The sequence below is a fragment of the Mycobacterium sp. DL440 genome (assembly GCF_011745145.1).
Lineage (GTDB): Bacteria > Actinomycetota > Actinomycetes > Mycobacteriales > Mycobacteriaceae > Mycobacterium.
The window spans coordinates 6,182,239-6,198,052 of the sequence record NZ_CP050191.1; the positions used below are offsets into that span (position 1 = coordinate 6,182,239).

Sequence of the window (15,814 nt, forward strand, 5' to 3'; positions counted from 1 at the left end):
TCTCCGCGTTTGTAACCGGATGGCGAAGATTTCGCGATTCGGCCGCCACCAGGTTACGAACGTGAACGCCGGATTTCCGTCACCCAGAATATTTCTCGGTCAGAACACCCTCGACGAATTCGGTGGCCATGGTGCCCTCGGTGGTGTCGGCGGGCAGGGACCGGTGGTAACGCGCCATCAGATCGTCGGCAGGCAGCGCCGCCACGTCCCAGCAGTGTTCACCGAGCCAGTCGGGCACATGAGGGCGGTCCTCGATGAACCACAGCTGTGCGGGATCGGGCATGTCCACTCCGTCCTCGGTGTCCTCGCCCGCTTCGACGACCTCGGCGCGCATCTTCTCGATGAGCTCACGGCGACGAGCCAGGTGCTCCTCGGAGAAGAACCCGGCACTGAATGCCTCGACCCCGATCCGGCTGTCCCGCGCGGACAGTTCGGTGATGCGCTCGAACAGCAGGTCCTGCGCCTCGGCGGGCAGGTAGGGCAGTAGCCCCTCGACTGACCAGGCCGTCGGTTGGGTGGCGTCGAAACCCGCATCCCGCAAGGCTTTCGGCCAATCCTGACGCAGATCGACGGGCACCGCGACATACCGGGTCTTCGGTACTGCCCCGCGGGCCGTCAGGACTTCCTCCTTGAACTGCAGCACCTGCGGTTGGTCGATCTCGAACACCACGCTCTCGTGGATCCAAGGCAACCGCCAGGCCCGGGCATCCAGGCCGGCCGCCAGGATCACCGACTGACGGATACCCGCTGCGCCTGCGGCGACGAAGAACTCGTCGAACCACTTGGTCCGGGAAGCGGCGTAATTGCCGATGGCGCGGATCCGTTGAGCCATCACGCCGGTGGGTGGACGCCAGCCCCGCGCGGCCGCGGCATCGAGGAACATCTGGGCATACGGGTCGGTGAACAACGGAGAGTCCCCGGTGGTCTCGTCGGCACGAGCCATCGCCACCCCGAGCGCGGTGGCACCCACGCTCTCGGTGATATCCCAGCTGTCGTCGTCAGTTCTGGTCATCGCTGTCAGTCTCCACGAATTCGGCCATCTCGTCGCGGGTCAGCAGGTCATCGCGGATGTTCTGCTCGTGATAGGCCAACTGCCCGACGCGATTGGCGATCACCGGCGCGGTGATCAAGGTGAACAACCCGGTGAGGATGACCATGCCGATATCGGCATGGCCGCGCAGTCGTATCGCCGCACCCGCCAGTACCAGCAGCAGACCGAGTACCTGCGGCTTGGTGGCCGCATGCATGCGTGACAACGTGTCGGGGAATCGGACCACGCCGATCGCCGCGGTCAATGCCAGTGTCGAACCACTGAGAATCAGTACAGCGGTCAGGATGTCGAGGATGTTCATCGCTGCACCCGCCGGGGCCGGGGGTCGTCGATGTCGCGCACGCGGAATCGCGCCACACTGACCGAGCCGACGAAGCTGATCAATGCCAGCGCCGTCAGGCTGTAGGTGACGGTCGTGTCGAGGCTGAACGCTGCCCATGTGCCGATACCGCACATCGTCACCGCGATCAGGGTGTCCAGCGCGACCAGTCGATCCAGGGTGCTCGGCCCGGCCAACACCCGGAACATGGTGATCGCCGCCGCGGCAGTCAGCATGACCGCCGCGATGATCCAGATGGTCATCATGGGTGACCCGCCTCCCGCTCGGCCGACGGCTGCCAATCGCTTTCCCGCTCGAAGGCCGCCACCAGCAGGCGCTGAATCTGGTCGACCTGGCGGTAGAACCGCTGCACCGTGCTCTCCGAGCCGACGTCGATGACGTGCATGTAGAGAATGCGGCGGGCCTGATCGATCTCCAGCACGATCGTGCCGGGAATCACGTTGAAGATGTTGACGGCCAGGGCCAGCACCAGATCTGATTTCAGGGCAGGCAGGTTGGCGCGCAGCACGGCGACCAGTGGTGGCGGGCCGGGCCGGATCGCCATCCAGGCCACCTGGAACGACGACAACACCAGGTAATAGCCGACCACCACAATCAGTTTCAGCAGTGACAGCGGATGGAGCTTGCCCTCGACGGGCACCGACGGCATCGGCAGCAGCACAGTGATGACGAGGGCGACCGCCAGCCCACTGGCCACATTGCCGGCCGTGGCGTGCCCCCACAACAGAACCCAGACCAGAATCAGGAAACACACCAGCCAGATCCGCAGCACGAAGTGCCTCATCGAGACGTTCCTCCCAGCACCGCAGAGACATACTGCCCGCGGTCGAGCACCTCGGCGGCCGAGCGTTCCGCATAGCCGAAGATCGGACCGGCCGCGATCGTCAACGCCAAACCCACTCCGATCAATGCGGCGGTCGGCACCAGCATGCCTGCGGGCATCCGTCCCACGCTGTCACGGTCGGCGAACTCGATGTCCTCGGTATCGTCGAGTAGCACCGCAGGAGCATGCCCGGACAGGTGGCCTTCGGGCGCGTCGGCTCGGGCCCGCCAGAACGCCTTCGTCCACACCCTGGCCACCACATACAGGGTCAGCAGGCTGGTGACGACGCCACCGGCGACCAGGATCCAGGCCAGCGCCGACCCGTTCTCGGCCCCGGCCTCCATCAGCGCCACCTTTCCGATGAAGCCCGAGAACGGCGGGATACCACCCAGATTGAGTGCGGGAACGACGAATACGAAGGCCAGCACCGGACTGGCGGCGGCCAGTCCGCCGAGCCGGTTCAGAGTGGAGGCCCCGGCCTGCCGCTCGATCAATCCGACCACGAGAAACAGCGTGGTCTGTACGACGATGTGGTGGGCGACGTAGTAGATGGCCCCGGACATACCCAGCTCGTTGCCCAGCGCGACACCGAACACCATGTAGCCGATGTGGCTGACGAGGGTGAACGACAGCAACCGCTTGATGTCGTTCTGCGCGATGGCACCCAGGATGCCGATGACCATCGTGAGCAGCCCGGCCACCAGCAACACCGAGTCCAGGCTGCCGCCGGGGAACAACAATGCGTGGGCCCGGATGATCGCGTACACACCGACTTTCGTCAGCAATCCGGCGAACACCGCGGTGACCGGTGCCGGCGCGGTCGGGTACGAATCCGGCAGCCACGTCGACAAGGGGAACACCGCCGCCTTGATGCCGAACGCCACCAGCAGCACCGCGAACAACGCGTTGCGCGTGCCGGCGGGCACGTCGTCGAGGCGCACAGCCAACTCGGCCAGGTTCAGGGTTCCGGTGGCGGCGTAGATCAGGGCGATGCCGATCAGGAAGATCAGCGACGACACCATCGACACCATCACGTACGAGATGCCGGCCCGGACCCGCTCCTCGCTGGCGCCGATGGTCAACAGCACGAAGCTCGCCGACAGCAGTACCTCGAAACCGACGAACAGGTTGAACAGGTCTCCGGCCAGGAATGCCGTGCACACACCGGCCGAGAGCACCAGGTAGGTGGGCATGAAGATCGACACCGGCTGGCGTTCGTCGCCGTCGCGGATACCCTGCCCGATGGCGTAGGCGACGACCGCCAGCAGCACGATCGACGAGACCACCAGCATCAGCGCGGAGAGCCGGTCGACGACCAGGGTGATGCCCAGCGGGCCCATCCCGGGCACGCTCTGCCCCCACCCGCCGACGTGCAGCACCAGCGTCCCGTGCCGGTCGGCCAGATACACCAGGGCTGCGCACACTCCGACCACCGCCACCAGCGCGACCTGGGTGATGATCCGCTGGAGCTGCGGGCGGCGCCCGGCCACCAGGGTGATCGCCGCGGCCAGCGCCGGGATGAGCACCGGCAGCGGGATCAGCGCTTGCGCGATCATTTGGAACCTTCGAATCCGGGTAGCGCATCGAGCTCGTCGGGGGCGTCGGTGTCGAGGCGGGTGTCGGGCTGCAGGATCTCCTCGGCCGTGCCGGTGTCGTCGAGCCCGTCGGCGCCGGCCTGCTGCGAGACACGGGTGTCCTCGGGGTCGTTGCTGACCTCTTCGACCGTGGTCAACCGATAGGACCGGTAGGCCAGCGCCAGGACGAACGCCGCGATGCCCATGCTGATGACGATCGCGGTCAGGATCATGCCCTGGGCCAGAGGATCGGCTGTGGTGGACGCACCGTTGCTGGAGCGTCCGCGGATCGGCGGATTGCCGCCTCGGCCTCCCGAAGTCAGGATCAGCAGGTTGACCGCGTTGCCGATCAGCAACAGCCCCAACAACATTCGGGTCAGGTTGCGTTCCAGCAGCAGATACACCCCGGCGCTGGTCAGGCCGCCGACGAGGATCAACGGAATCAGGTAGGTCGTCATCGCGTCACCGCCTTCGAGGTTGTGGGGCCGACGGCCGTTTCCACGTCCACCCGCGCGCCGAGGCTGCGGAGTACGTCGAGGACCAGGCCGACCACGATCAGGTAGACGCCCAAGTCGAAGAACAGCGCGGTCACCAGCTTGACGTGGCCGAACAGCGGAAGGTCGAACTCCAGTACCGCCGAAGACAGTGCGGGAGCGCCCAGCAGGATCGAGGTGACGGCCGTCCCGGCGGACAGCCCCAGCCCGGTGCCCAGAATCTTGCCCGCATCCAGCGGCAGGGTCTCGCCGAGTTCGTAACGCCCGCCGGCCAGATATCGCAGCACCAGCGCCAGGCCTGCGGTGAGCCCGCCGGCGAATCCGCCGCCGGGGGTGTTGTGTCCGGCGAAGAAGAAATAGGCCGACAGCACCATGATGAGCGGGAAGATCATCCGGGTGGCGACTTCCAGCACCAGCGACCGATACCGCGGATCGCGCATTTCCGAGCCCCGCAGCCAGGTGACGTCGCCGAAGGCCGGGGTGTATGCGCCGACCGGTCCGATGTCGGGCTGACCGACGGCCGTGCTGACCCGCGGTGCCGCGCCGAACCGGCGGTGCCGGAACACCAGTGAGGCCACGCCGGTCGCGGCCACCAGCAGCACCATGATCTCGCCCATGGTGTCCCAGGCCCGGATGTCGACCAGCAGCACGTTGACGGTGTTGGCGCCCTGCCCGCGGTAGTAGGCGGCATCCGGCAGCAGCTCGGCAACGCCTGCACCGGTGCGGGCCGCCATCGCGTACACCGCCAAAGATGTGACGGCAGCGCCGACAGCCAGGGCCAGCAGCGCGCGGGGTAGCCGGTTGCGGTTGATGTTGGTGGCGTCGGCCTCGGCCGGCAGGGTGCGCAGCACCAGCACGAAGATCACCAAAACCAGTGTCTCCACCAGGAATTGGGTCAGCGCCAGATCGGGTGCGCCGTGGAAGGCGAAGATCGCGCCGCATCCGTAGCCGGTCACGCCGACCAGTAGCACCGCGGCCAGGCGGTTGCGCATCACGACCGCGCCCAACGCAGCGGCCAGCATCAGCAACCCGACCACCACCTGTAGCGGCGAGTCCCACAGTGCGAAATCTGGATGGTCACGGGCGCCGAGCGCCAGTGTCGCGATCGGCAGGGCCACCAGCGTGCACAGGATCACCGACTGGGTGGCAGGCAGCGAGCCGCGCTGGGTCGACCCGGTGAGCCGCAGTGAAAGAATGTCCAGGCCGCGGATGGTGGCGTCGTAGATGCGGTCGGCGTTGCCCAGCGGCTGGTAGGCCAATCGGGTGCGGGGCAGGCGGCGGCGGACCAGGAACGCCGCGGTGCCGACGGCCAGGACCAGTGCCGACAAGTAGAGCGGCAGGCCCAGGCCGTGCCACAACGCCAGGTGATAGCCGGACCCGCCCGGCATGGTGTCGGCGTACTCGTCGAGCGCCGAGTCGAGTCCGGCCGGCCACAATCCGAACAGCAGGCCCGCTGAGGCCAGGACGGCCGGCGCGGCCAGGAAAGCCGCTGGGGGACGGTGCATATCGGCAACCCGGGCGCTGGGTTGCGACATTCCCTTGCCGGCGAATGCGCCCCACATGAACCGCAGGCTGTAGATGGTGGTGAATACCGAGCCGATCACGATGCAGGCCAACACATATGGCGCAGCGGAGCCGAGAGCAGGGCTGTGCGCCACCGTCTCCAGATCGGCTTCCTTGGCGACGAACCCGAAGAACGGCGGCAGGGCGGCCATGCTCGCGGTGGCCCCGATGGCGATGGCGAACAACGGTCTGTGGTGGCGTCCCAGCCCGGCCAGCCGGCGGATGTCGCGAGTGCCGGTGGCGTGGTCGATGACGCCCACGACCATGAACAGCGCCGCCTTGAACATCGCGTGCGCGCACAACATGGCTAGCCCGGCCAGCATCATGTCGCTGCCGCCGGCGCCGACCATCACGGTGATCAGGCCCAGCTGGCTCACCGTGCCGAACGCCAGGATCAATTTGAGGTCGTACTCGCGGACCGCGCGCCAGCCCGCCAGCAGCATGGTCACCAGCCCGAGGCCGACCACCATGGGACGCCAGAACGACGTGTCGGCGAACCCGGGCGTCATCCGGGCCACCAGATAGACACCGGCCTTCACCATCGCCGCGGCGTGCAGATAGGCGCTCACCGGCGTGGGGGCGGCCATGGCGCCGGGCAGCCAGAAATGCAGAGGCACGATGGCCGATTTCGACAGGGCACCGACGAGGATCAGCGCCACTCCCACCGCGGCGGCCGTGCCACCCGGCGGCGCGGCGATCAACTCGGACAGCAGGTAGGTGCCGGCCATGTTGCCCAGCACGACGATGCCGACCAGCATGGCCAGACCGCCGAACGTCGTCACCAACAGGGCCTGGGTGGCGGCCCGGCGACTGGTGGCCCGCTCGGCGTAGTGGCCGACCAGCAGGAACGACAGCACGGTGGTGGTTTCCCAGAAGATGTAGAGAATCAGCATGTTGTCGCTGATCACCAGGCCGAACATGGCCCCGGAGAACGCGACCAGTTCGGCAGCGAAGCTGGGCAGCCGTTTCTCGATCTTGCCGTCGTGGTGGTGGAAGTACTCGGCGCAGTAGAAGAGCACGAGCGCCCCGATGCCCAGCACCAGCATGCTCATGATCGCCGCGAGAGAGTCGAACCGCAGCGTGATGTTCATCGACAGCCCGTCCACCCACGGGATGTTCAGGGTGGGAACACGATCATCGTTGGGCCAGTTCAGAGCGACCCAGACCAGCGAACCCAGCGGCACAAGGGCCAGTGGGTAAAACGCCATCCGCCCCCATTTGGCCACCAGAAGCGGCGCCAGCGCGGTCGCGACCGCGTGGGCGAGCAGAACGGCGAGCATGGCACTCCGATCGGGTTGGGGTCGGGGTGTCGGCTACCGATGAGCGCTTGCGCGAAGAGCATCGGCATGAGTGGCTATGGCTTTTGCGCATTCTACGTGGGCCGTTGTGGCCGGCTCAGCGCGCACTCAGAAGTACCGCAGCCAGATATACACCCAGGCCAGCGCCGTGCTGAGAGCAGTGACCACGATGCCGTAGCGGGTGAACCGCCAGAAACTGATCGGATGCCCGGCCCGCTTGGCGATGCCGATGGCCACCACATTGGCGCTGGCCGCAATGGCGGTGCCGTTGCCGCTGAAGCAGGCGCCGAGTGCGAACGCCCACCACAGCGCCTGGCCGGTCTGCGCGTCCGGAGCCTGGGCCACCATGTCCTCCACCACCGGCGTCATCGTCGCGGTGTAGGGGATGTTGTCGACGAATGCGCCGACCACCGACGAACCGAACAGCAGTGCCGTCGCCGCCCCGAACCAGTTGTCGCCGAACGCCGACTCGGCCACCGATCCAAGGGCGCCGATGACGCCGGTGTGCACCAATCCAGCGACCATCACGAACAGGCCCATGAAGAAGACCAGCGTGGGCCACTCCACTTCGGGCAGTACCTCGGCCACGTCGATGTCGGTGACCAGCAGCATCGCCCCGGCGCCCAGCAGCGCCACGATCGACGGAGCCACGTGCAACACCGAATGGAACGCGAACCCGACGATCACCACGTTGAGCACCAGCAGCGAACGGATCAGCAGTCTTCGGTCCTTGATCGCCCGACGCTCCTGCAGGGCCATCACTTCCTCGATGTGCATCTCGTCGGCGCGCAGGTCCGAACGGAACAACACCCGGGTGAACAGGACGAACAACGCAAAGATGATGATGACGATCGGCGCCATGTGGATCAGGAAGTCGTTGAAGGTCAGTCCGGCGCGACTGCCGATGATGATGTTGGGCGGATCCCCGATCAGGGTGGCGGCGCCGCCGATGTTGGAGGCCAGCACCTCGGCGATCAGATAGGGCTGCGGTGCGATGCGCAGCCGGTCGCAGATCACCAGGGTCACCGGTGCGATCAGCAGGATGATCGTAACGTTGTCGAGTACCGGCGAGGCGAATGCGGTGATCGCCATCAACATGACCATCAACCGGAACGGATTGCCGCGAGAACGCTTGGCGGCCCAGATCGCGAGGAAATCGAAAAGCCCGGTCTGCTTGATGACGCCGACGATCACCATCATCCCGAGCAACAGGAAGATGACGTTCCAGTCGATGCCCTGGTGCTCGGAATGGAACACCTCGGCGCCGGGGATCAGCCCGAGCAGGGCCATCAGGCCGGCGGCGACCAGGACAGTCTTGACCTTGTCGGCTCGTTCGGTGGCGATGAACCAGAAGGCGACGACGAAGATCGTCAGCGCCAGGACCGGAGCCAACATGGCTCAGGGGGTCAGTCGCCGGGACCGGCGACCGCAAGGCTGGTCAGTAGCCGCTCGAGAGTGACTGCTCCGGTGAGCCGGCCGCTGCGGTCGACGACGGCGATCAGCGGACTGCGCTTGTTGGCCATCACGGTGGCGATCTCCAACAGCGTCGCGTCGGGCGTCACGGTCGCGGGCTTGGTCGCGGGTCCGGGCAGGCAGTCGCCGACGGTGAGCTTGCCCGGCCCGTGCCAGAACAGGTCGGCGTGAATCTCGTCGACGGTGCGGACCAACGCCGGATCTTCTTGGTAGGACTCGGGGATCGCCAAACGCAGCACCTGAGTTCCCGGTAGCACTGCCACCGGGTGGTCGTCATCGTCGACCACCACCAGGCCGGGCAGCCGGTTGACCACCATCAGCTGAACGGCTTTCGAGACCGGGTCATCGATCCGCACAGTCGGCAGGTGGGCGGCGATTTCATGTGCCTGCATGAGCTCGTTCCAATGCGTCGCTAGTGTCATCGTCCTCGTTCTCCGATCAATTCGGGACGGCTGTGCGCAATGCCAGTGCGAGCTGGCGGACCGATTTCGCCTCGGCTCCGGTGGGGTGGCTGCCAGTGTGGGCGCCCCGGTGGTCGGTGACCATCGGGGCTGACACCCATTCCGTGGGGGGTACAGCCTGTATGGACAACACCGCTGGTCGCGGGTCAGGCTGGAGGGGTGAAACCGGCGCGCACCCCGGCGGCCGCGTTGTTCCGCCGGGTGTTCCTGATCAACGGGTTGATCTTCACGCTGGGCACGCTGATCCTCGCGCTTTCCCCGGCCTCGGTGTCTTCACGGATAAAACTCACCGAAATCCCAGTTTTGGTCGTAGGTCTGGCGATTATCCTGACTGCTAACGCACTGCTCTTGAGGTCCAGTCTTGCCCCATTGGATCGGCTCGCCGCGTCAATGCGGCGAGTCGATCCGCCCAAGCGCAGCGACCGCGTGGACGACCGTGGCAGCGGTGATCTGCAGCACCTCATCGAGTCGTTCAACGCGATGCTCGATCGGTTGGAGACCGAACGGACCACCGCGAGCGCATCGGCGCTGGCGGCCCAGGAGAACGAACGCCAGCGCATCGCACGAGAACTGCACGACGAGATCGGTCAGACCCTGACCGTCGCACTGCTCACCCTGAAGCGGGCGGTCGACCGGTCGCCGGAATCGATCCACGCCGAACTGGCCGATGCCCAGGAGATCGTGCGATCCAGTCTCGACGAGGTGCGGGACATCGCCCGGCGGCTGCGTCCGGACGCATTGGAAGACCTCGGACTGCGCAGTGCGCTGAACGCCCTCTGCAACGACTTCGCCCAGGCATCCGGTATTGCGGTGGTCAAACACATTGCACTGCAAGAGGACCGGCTCAAGTCTGATGTCGAGCTGGTCTGTTACCGGATCGCCCAGGAAGGCCTGACCAATGTGGCGCGCCACTCCGGGGCGCGCAAGGTGTGGGTGGACCTCCATATTGCAGACGACGAACTCACGCTGCGGGTGGCCGACGACGGCCGCGGCGGCATCCCCACCGAAACGATGCGGGAAGGTGCAGGCATCAATGGAATGCGCGAACGGGCGCTGCTGGTGAACGCCGCGCTGACCATCAGCTCGCCGCCGGGCGGCGGCACCGAGGTGCGGCTGGTGATTCCGCTGCGGGGCATCTGATGCCGGCCCGCATCCTGCTCGCCGATGATCACGCCCTGGTGCGCAGCGGGCTGCGGATGATCATCGATGCCGAATCCGATCTGCAGGTGGTGGCCGAGGCTGCCGACGGGGCCGAGGCACTCGCGGCGCTGGAGACGACGCCGGTGGACCTGGCGATCCTGGACATCGCGATGCCGCGGATGACGGGGCTGCAGGCCGCGCGCGAGATCAACCGAACCCACCCGCACGTGCGGATCCTGATCCTGTCGATGTACGACAACGAGCAGTACTTTTTCGAGGCACTCAAGGCCGGGGCATCGGGGTACGTGCTGAAATCCGTGGCCGACCGCGACCTGCTCGAGGCTTGTCGGGCGACCATGCGCGGCGAGCCCTTCCTGTACGCCGGCGCCGTGACGGCGCTGATCCGCGATTATCTGCACCGGTCACGTCAGGGCGGTGAGTTGCCGGACACCATCCTCACACCGCGGGAGGAGGAGGTGCTCAAACTGATCGCCGAGGGCTACTCGACCCGGGAGATCGCGGCGACGCTGACCATCAGCGCCAAGACCGTCGACCGGCACCGGACCAACATCCTGGCGAAACTCGGCCTGCGAGATCGGCTGGCGCTGACGCGCTACGCGATCCGCGCCGGGCTCATCGAACCGTGAGTCCACACCGGAATGGCATGTGACGCAACGCCGATGCCCCAGCCCATGATCGGCCAGACCGGCCAGAAGTACCAGCCGCCACCGCCGAACCCGACGGCAAGCCAGATGCCGAGCATCAGCAGGGCGCCGGCGAGGTAGGCGGCCAGGTGGATCCTGACGCTCAGCCGGGCGGCCCGCTGCTGGGCGGCGTGACGCCGGGGATCGTGACGCCGGAGCCGGCTGACGGGTAGATCGGCGACGAGTCGACGCAGCTCGTCTGCGGTCTGCGCCTGGAAGGTCGACTGCAGCCGATCCTCGTATTCGGGCATCGTCAGGTAGCCCTGGGTGAGGGCCTGGCCGAGGTCGTTAGCGGTCCGTTCGCGCTCCCGGTCGCCGGCGCGGGCGGTTTCAACGGTGTGTAGGGCGGTGTCGGCCATGTCAACTCCCGTGAATCTAGTCAGTGACAAGTTGGACTATGCCACCGGAACTAGTCACCGTCAAGATATTGATGCGGCTTCCTGTCTGGCAAGCTCGCGCACGGTGAGTAGCTGCTTGCGCATCATCACGACGTCGCCCGCTGCCAACGCCCAGCCGATGATCCGCGGACCGCCGAAGCGCACCCGTACGTGCAGGCGGCTGCCCTTGGCGTGATCCCGAACCGCGTAGGTGACGGTGACCTTCCCGGATTGCAATGTGACGTGCTCATTCTCGGTGAACGAGTGCAGGGTGAACAGCTGCATGAAGCGCTGACCGACCTCGAGCCGGGCGAGTCCCGGGTCCCGGGTGCGCGGACTGTGCCGGCCGAAATTGTCGAGAAGGTCGTAGCTGTAGGGCGCGACACGCAGCTGGCACAGCCAACCGAACACGGTCGTCGTTGGTGCGTCGATGGTGATCGCGCGGTCCGCCGAGACCGCGGTGGTGGGGGATAGTGCGTCGCATGGGAGGGTGACCGCGCGTTCATCTTCGGTCGCGCCCCAGTTCAGGATCACGCCGCCACGCCTGGCCGTGGACGTAGCTGTCCGGCAATGCGTTTGAGCGCATGGCGCACGGCCACCGCGTGGGCTCCGGAGCTGATCACCAGTGCGCGGTAGATCTTTCCGTGGATGCCTGGGAAGGCTGCCCAGGTTTGCGAGCGCACCCGGGTGCGATGGGGTCCCAGGTCGTCCAGCTCGAAGACCCACTTGTAGACCGAGAAGGGGTGGCGGCCCTTGAGGACCAGGCGTTCGCGCGGCGTGCACTCGCCGATGGCGAACCCGAACGGGGCGCGAGGCTTGGCCGGATCGCCGCACAGCGTGCGCAGGACGGCGGCCCATGTCGTGGCAGCGTCAGTGTCGAGGGTTATGGCATGCTCATCGATATAGGGTAAACGTTCCATATAGAAGGACTGTACTAGATCATGGCGCCTCCGCGGAAGCATGAAACCGATGCGATTTTGGATGCGACGCGGGCACTGGTGCTCGCCGAAGGGCCCAGGGCCGCAAGTGTTGCGGCAATTGCCAAGGTCAGCGGTGCGCCGGCGGGCACGCTGTATCACCGGTTCGGCAATCGCAACGGAGTGCTGACCGCGGCCTGGCTGCGGGCACTGGAGCGGTTTCAGTCCCGTGCGATGGCGGCGTCCGGGGGAAACGCCGTGGAGGCGGCGGCGGCGATGGGCGTCGCTGCCGTCGGTTTCGCCCGCGACGTCCCCGACGACGCCCGGTTGCTGCTGACCATCCGGCCCAGCGACCTGCTCGACGGTGCTCCGGATGCGGAGTTCACCGCGACGCTGGCCGCGATGAACGCGCCACTCATCGAGCGGTTACGCGAGTTGGCGCGCGGCATCTATGGCGACGACGACGCCCGCACGATGGACGCCATGTCGCGAGCCGTCGTCGATCTGCCCTATGCGATGGTGCGACGTCACGCCAACGATGCCGAACTGCCGCCCTGGATGGAGGAAGACCTGGCCGATGCTATCCGGAAGTTGTTGACCGCGCGGTGAATCCGGTTTGGGTATGGTCGGGCCTATGGATGACAAGGCCGACGTGTCAAGGGTTGTCGCAGCCAGTCGTGAGATCGCCGCACCGGCGGAGGTCATCTTCGAGCTGATCGCCGACCCATTCCAGCAACCACGCTGGGATGGCAATGAGAACCTGGCGCAGGCCGCGTCCGGGCAGCGGGTGCGTGCGGTCGGGGATGTGTTCGTCATGACGATCACGCAGGGCGGTGACCGCGAGAACCACGTCGTGGAGTTCGAGGAAAGCCGGTGTATCGCCTGGCGGCCATCGGAGGTCGGCAAAGAACCGCCCGGCCACCTCTGGCGCTGGGAGCTGGAACCGTTGGGCGACAACCGAACTCTGGTGACCCACACCTATGACTGGTCGCAGCTTACCGATACGAAGCGGCTGGTTCGCGCACGTGCGACCACCGCGGACAAACTCTTGGCATCGACCGACCGATTGGCCGCGCTCGCCGAAACATAGGAGCTGTCAGAGCGGGTTCGCTGTCACAGCAGTCTCAATAGCCACGGCTCGGCGAGTGGGTATCGTCGTGCCCGCCTGTCAGCGAGCCGGATGCGACTAGCGGTCGTGGGGGCGGTGTTACGCAGGTGGTTCTGGAGGCGATTGTCGCTCGATTGTCGCGCGCAGGCGGGCACTTCGAGTAGTGCTCTCTGGCGGTGGCCGAGGGGCAGGTGTGACTCGCGGCGGGGCGACCTGACGGCAAACGTCGGTGAACAGGCGCGAAACCTGGCGGTCAGCCAAAGAATCTCAGCGACCGGCGGCGAAGTCCCGCAAAGTGGCGACTTGTGCCGCATCCAGTGACGGCCGCACGGTCTCGCGAGCTTTGGCGACATCAGCGGCAGTGACATCGGCCGCATCGATCGACCTGCGCATCGCCGTCAAGGCCGCCTCCCGCAGCAGCGCCACACAGTCGGCCGCGCTGTAGCCGTCCAACGCGGAAGCCAGGGCATCGAGATCGACGTCCGGAGCCAGGGGAATGGATTTGCCGCTGGTCCGCAGGATCTCGCGACGGGCGTCGGCGTCGGGCGGTTCGACGAACACGAGCCGCTCCAGCCGGCCCGGCCGCAGCAGCGCGGGGTCGATGAGGTCGGGACGGTTGGTCGCACCCAGCACCACCACGTCGCGCATCGGTTCGATGCCGTCGAGTTCGGTCAGCAGGGCCGCCACCACGCGGTCGGTCACCCCGGAATCGAAGCTCTGCCCGCGTCGCGGAGCCAGCGCGTCGATCTCATCGAGAAAGACCAGTGACGGTGCCGAATCCCTGGCGCGGGCGAACAGCTCGCGCACGGCCTTCTCCGACGAGCCGACCCACTTGTCCATCAGCTCAGCACCTTTGACCGCGTGCACAGAGAGCTTCCCCGAGCTGGCCAGGGCCCGCACCACGAAGGTCTTGCCGCAACCGGGCGGACCGTACAGCAGCACACCACGTGGGGGCTCCACGCCGAGGCGCTGGAACGTGTCCGGGTGCTGCAGCGGCCACAACACCGCCTCGGTGAGTGCCTGTTTGGTCTCGACCATGTCGCCGACGTCGTCGAGCGTGACGGAGCCGACCGACACCTCCTGCGATGCGGACCGCGACAACGGCCGGATCACGGTCAGGGCTCCGGTCAGGTCCTCCTGCCACAGCACCGGCTCGTTGCCGTCAGCGCTGGCTCGCGAGGCTGCCCGCAACGCGCCCTCGCGGACCAGGGCCGCCAGGTCGGCGACCACGAAACCCGGTGTACGGTCAGAAATTTCGCCGAGGTTCAGCTCGGCGGACGGAACGCCGCGCAGCAGCACCTCCAACAGTGCCTTGCGGGTGGCGGCATCGGGCAGGGTCAGGGCGAGCTCGCGGTCACACAGATCCGGTGCCCGCAGCCGGGGATCCACCCCGATGGGCATCGCCGACGTCGCGACGAACGCCACGCCCCGGGTGGCGACGGCATCACGCAGTTCGCCGATGATCAGAGCGGCGACCGGCTCGGGAGCCCGGTCGGTGGCGGCGGCCGGCAGCAGCGCGTCGACATCGGAGATCAGCAGCACCCCGCCGCCGTCGCGCACGGAAGCGACCGCGTCGGACACCCGGCTGAACCGGTCGTCGGCGGCCAGCGCCCCCACTTCCGGACCGTCGAGCTCCACCAACCGCCGCTCGGTACACACGGTCCGCACCATGGTGGCCTTGCCGACACCGGCGGGACCGGACACCAGGACGCCGAGATTCGGTGTGGCACCTAGGGTTTCGAGAAGCTGGGGTTCGTCGAGTGAAAGCTTGAGCCATTCGGCGAGCTTGCCGGCCTGGGTATGAGATCCCTTGAGATCATCGAAGCTGACCGCAGGCTCGGCCCGGGCGGGGCTGATCGTGTGCGCGCCGGTGGAATCCGACGGCCCAGACCCCACACCTTCGAGGCCCGACCCCCAGGACACCACCGAATTCGGTTGAATACTCACAGGTCCGGCCGGATCGATCCCGGTCACCGTCAGCAGTTCCGAGGTCCAGGTGATGCCCACCGACGAGCCCAGCGCCGCGGTGGCCTGCGACGTCGAGGTGCCTGGCCCCAGATCACGGGGCAGCAGCGACACCGTGTCGCCGACCGTCATCACCTTGCCCAGCAGCGCCTGGCGCAGCGTCGCCGACGAGATCGAATCGGTCGCCAGTTTGGACCCGGTCACCGTGACCGCCCGGGCGCCGTACACCGTCACCGGCGCCACGATCACGGTGGCGTTCTCCCGCACCCCGGCATTGGACAGCGTCACGTCGTCGAGCAGGGCGGTACCGGTCGGGGTACCGCCGGGGGCCAGGCCGATGACGGCGGCAGTAGTACGGGATCCGGTCAGTGACACCGCGTCCCACTCGCGGATCCCTAGGGCGGCGATCGCTTCGGGATGCAGCCGGACCACCCCACGGCGCGAGTCGAGTGCGGCGGTGTTCAGCCGTGCGGTCAGGCGCAGATGCCCGAGCGGTTGATCTTCTTCGGCCTCGAGCTGCGACACG

17 protein-coding genes are annotated in these 15,814 nt (G+C 66.9%); 4 read left to right on the forward strand and 13 right to left on the reverse strand.

All coding sequences use genetic code 11. From position 1 onward, the window contains the following. Window positions 1-79 precede the first annotated feature (79 nt). The 9 genes from HBE63_RS30130 to HBE63_RS30170 form a co-directional block, all read right to left on the reverse strand. Window positions 80-1,012 (reverse strand): SAM-dependent methyltransferase, encoded by a 933-nt coding sequence (locus tag HBE63_RS30130; protein WP_166908816.1) that lies wholly within the window; start codon window positions 1,010-1,012, stop codon window positions 80-82. Then, window positions 999-1,352 (reverse strand): monovalent cation/H(+) antiporter subunit G, encoded by a 354-nt coding sequence (gene mnhG / locus HBE63_RS30135; RefSeq protein ID WP_166908818.1) that lies wholly within the window; start codon window positions 1,350-1,352, stop codon window positions 999-1,001. The genes HBE63_RS30130 and mnhG overlap by 14 nt, the downstream gene beginning before the upstream one ends. Beyond that, entirely contained in the window at window positions 1,349-1,636 is a 288-nt protein-coding gene (locus HBE63_RS30140; protein ID WP_166908826.1) for a monovalent cation/H+ antiporter complex subunit F, read from the reverse strand. The genes mnhG and HBE63_RS30140 overlap by 4 nt, the downstream gene beginning before the upstream one ends. Then, entirely contained in the window at window positions 1,633-2,175 is a 543-nt protein-coding gene (locus HBE63_RS30145; protein ID WP_166908828.1) for a Na+/H+ antiporter subunit E, read from the reverse strand. The genes HBE63_RS30140 and HBE63_RS30145 overlap by 4 nt, the downstream gene beginning before the upstream one ends. Then, a complete protein-coding gene (locus HBE63_RS30150) occupies window positions 2,172-3,770 on the reverse strand; it encodes a Na+/H+ antiporter subunit D (RefSeq protein ID WP_166908830.1) in 1,599 nt (532 codons plus the stop codon). Before HBE63_RS30150 ends, HBE63_RS30145 begins: the two co-directional genes overlap by 4 nt. Beyond that, window positions 3,767-4,246 carry a Na(+)/H(+) antiporter subunit C gene (locus HBE63_RS30155; RefSeq protein WP_166908832.1) on the reverse strand — a complete coding sequence of 160 codons (480 nt, stop codon included), beginning with the start codon at window positions 4,244-4,246 and terminating at the stop codon, window positions 3,767-3,769. The genes HBE63_RS30150 and HBE63_RS30155 overlap by 4 nt, the downstream gene beginning before the upstream one ends. Next, on the reverse strand, window positions 4,243-7,125 hold the full coding sequence (locus tag HBE63_RS30160) for a Na+/H+ antiporter subunit A (protein WP_166908834.1): 2,883 nt from the start codon (window positions 7,123-7,125) through the stop codon (window positions 4,243-4,245). The genes HBE63_RS30155 and HBE63_RS30160 overlap by 4 nt, the downstream gene beginning before the upstream one ends. Window positions 7,126-7,251: 126 nt before the next feature. Then, entirely contained in the window at window positions 7,252-8,538 is a 1,287-nt protein-coding gene (locus HBE63_RS30165; RefSeq protein WP_166908836.1) for an SLC13 family permease, read from the reverse strand. An 11-nt stretch (window positions 8,539-8,549) separates the two neighbouring features. Then, entirely contained in the window at window positions 8,550-9,038 is a 489-nt protein-coding gene (locus HBE63_RS30170; RefSeq protein ID WP_243858379.1) for a CBS domain-containing protein, read from the reverse strand. Between the two features lie 198 nt (window positions 9,039-9,236). Between HBE63_RS30170 and HBE63_RS30175 the strand changes: the two genes are divergently transcribed. Both HBE63_RS30175 and HBE63_RS30180 read left to right on the forward strand, forming a co-directional pair. Next, window positions 9,237-10,217 carry a histidine kinase gene (locus HBE63_RS30175; RefSeq protein ID WP_166908839.1) on the forward strand — a complete coding sequence of 327 codons (981 nt, stop codon included), beginning with the start codon at window positions 9,237-9,239 and terminating at the stop codon, window positions 10,215-10,217. Continuing rightward, window positions 10,217-10,864: a response regulator transcription factor gene (locus HBE63_RS30180; RefSeq protein WP_166908841.1), complete on the forward strand. Its 648-nt coding sequence runs from the start codon at window positions 10,217-10,219 to the stop codon at window positions 10,862-10,864. Before HBE63_RS30175 ends, HBE63_RS30180 begins: the two co-directional genes overlap by 1 nt. On the opposite strand, the gene HBE63_RS30185 is transcribed toward HBE63_RS30180, so the two are convergent. From HBE63_RS30185 to HBE63_RS30195, 3 genes are read right to left on the reverse strand one after another with little or no spacing between them, the layout of a single operon-like run. Beyond that, on the reverse strand, window positions 10,831-11,280 hold the full coding sequence (locus HBE63_RS30185; RefSeq protein ID WP_166908843.1) for a DUF1707 domain-containing protein: 450 nt from the start codon (window positions 11,278-11,280) through the stop codon (window positions 10,831-10,833). The two genes, HBE63_RS30180 and HBE63_RS30185, sit on opposite strands and share 34 nt — an antisense overlap. 60 nt (window positions 11,281-11,340) lie before the next feature. Further along, window positions 11,341-11,832, reverse strand: coding sequence for a hypothetical protein (locus HBE63_RS30190; protein ID WP_166908845.1), 492 nt, complete (start codon window positions 11,830-11,832; stop codon window positions 11,341-11,343). Then, entirely contained in the window at window positions 11,829-12,218 is a 390-nt protein-coding gene (locus tag HBE63_RS30195; RefSeq protein ID WP_166908847.1) for a hypothetical protein, read from the reverse strand. Before HBE63_RS30195 ends, HBE63_RS30190 begins: the two co-directional genes overlap by 4 nt. 21 nt (window positions 12,219-12,239) lie before the next feature. Between HBE63_RS30195 and HBE63_RS30200 the strand changes: the two genes are divergently transcribed. Further along, a complete protein-coding gene (locus HBE63_RS30200) occupies window positions 12,240-12,824 on the forward strand; it encodes a TetR/AcrR family transcriptional regulator (RefSeq protein WP_166908849.1) in 585 nt (194 codons plus the stop codon). Window positions 12,825-12,849: 25 nt separating this feature from the next. After that, the gene (locus HBE63_RS30205; RefSeq protein ID WP_166908851.1) at window positions 12,850-13,305 is read left to right on the forward strand and encodes an SRPBCC family protein; all 456 of its coding nucleotides are present in this window, start codon (window positions 12,850-12,852) and stop codon (window positions 13,303-13,305) included. Between the two features lie 285 nt (window positions 13,306-13,590). Here HBE63_RS30205 and HBE63_RS30210 read toward each other — a convergent pair whose 3' ends face one another. After that, window positions 13,591-15,813: an AAA family ATPase gene (locus HBE63_RS30210; RefSeq protein WP_166908853.1), complete on the reverse strand. Its 2,223-nt coding sequence runs from the start codon at window positions 15,811-15,813 to the stop codon at window positions 13,591-13,593. Window position 15,814 lies beyond the last annotated feature (1 nt).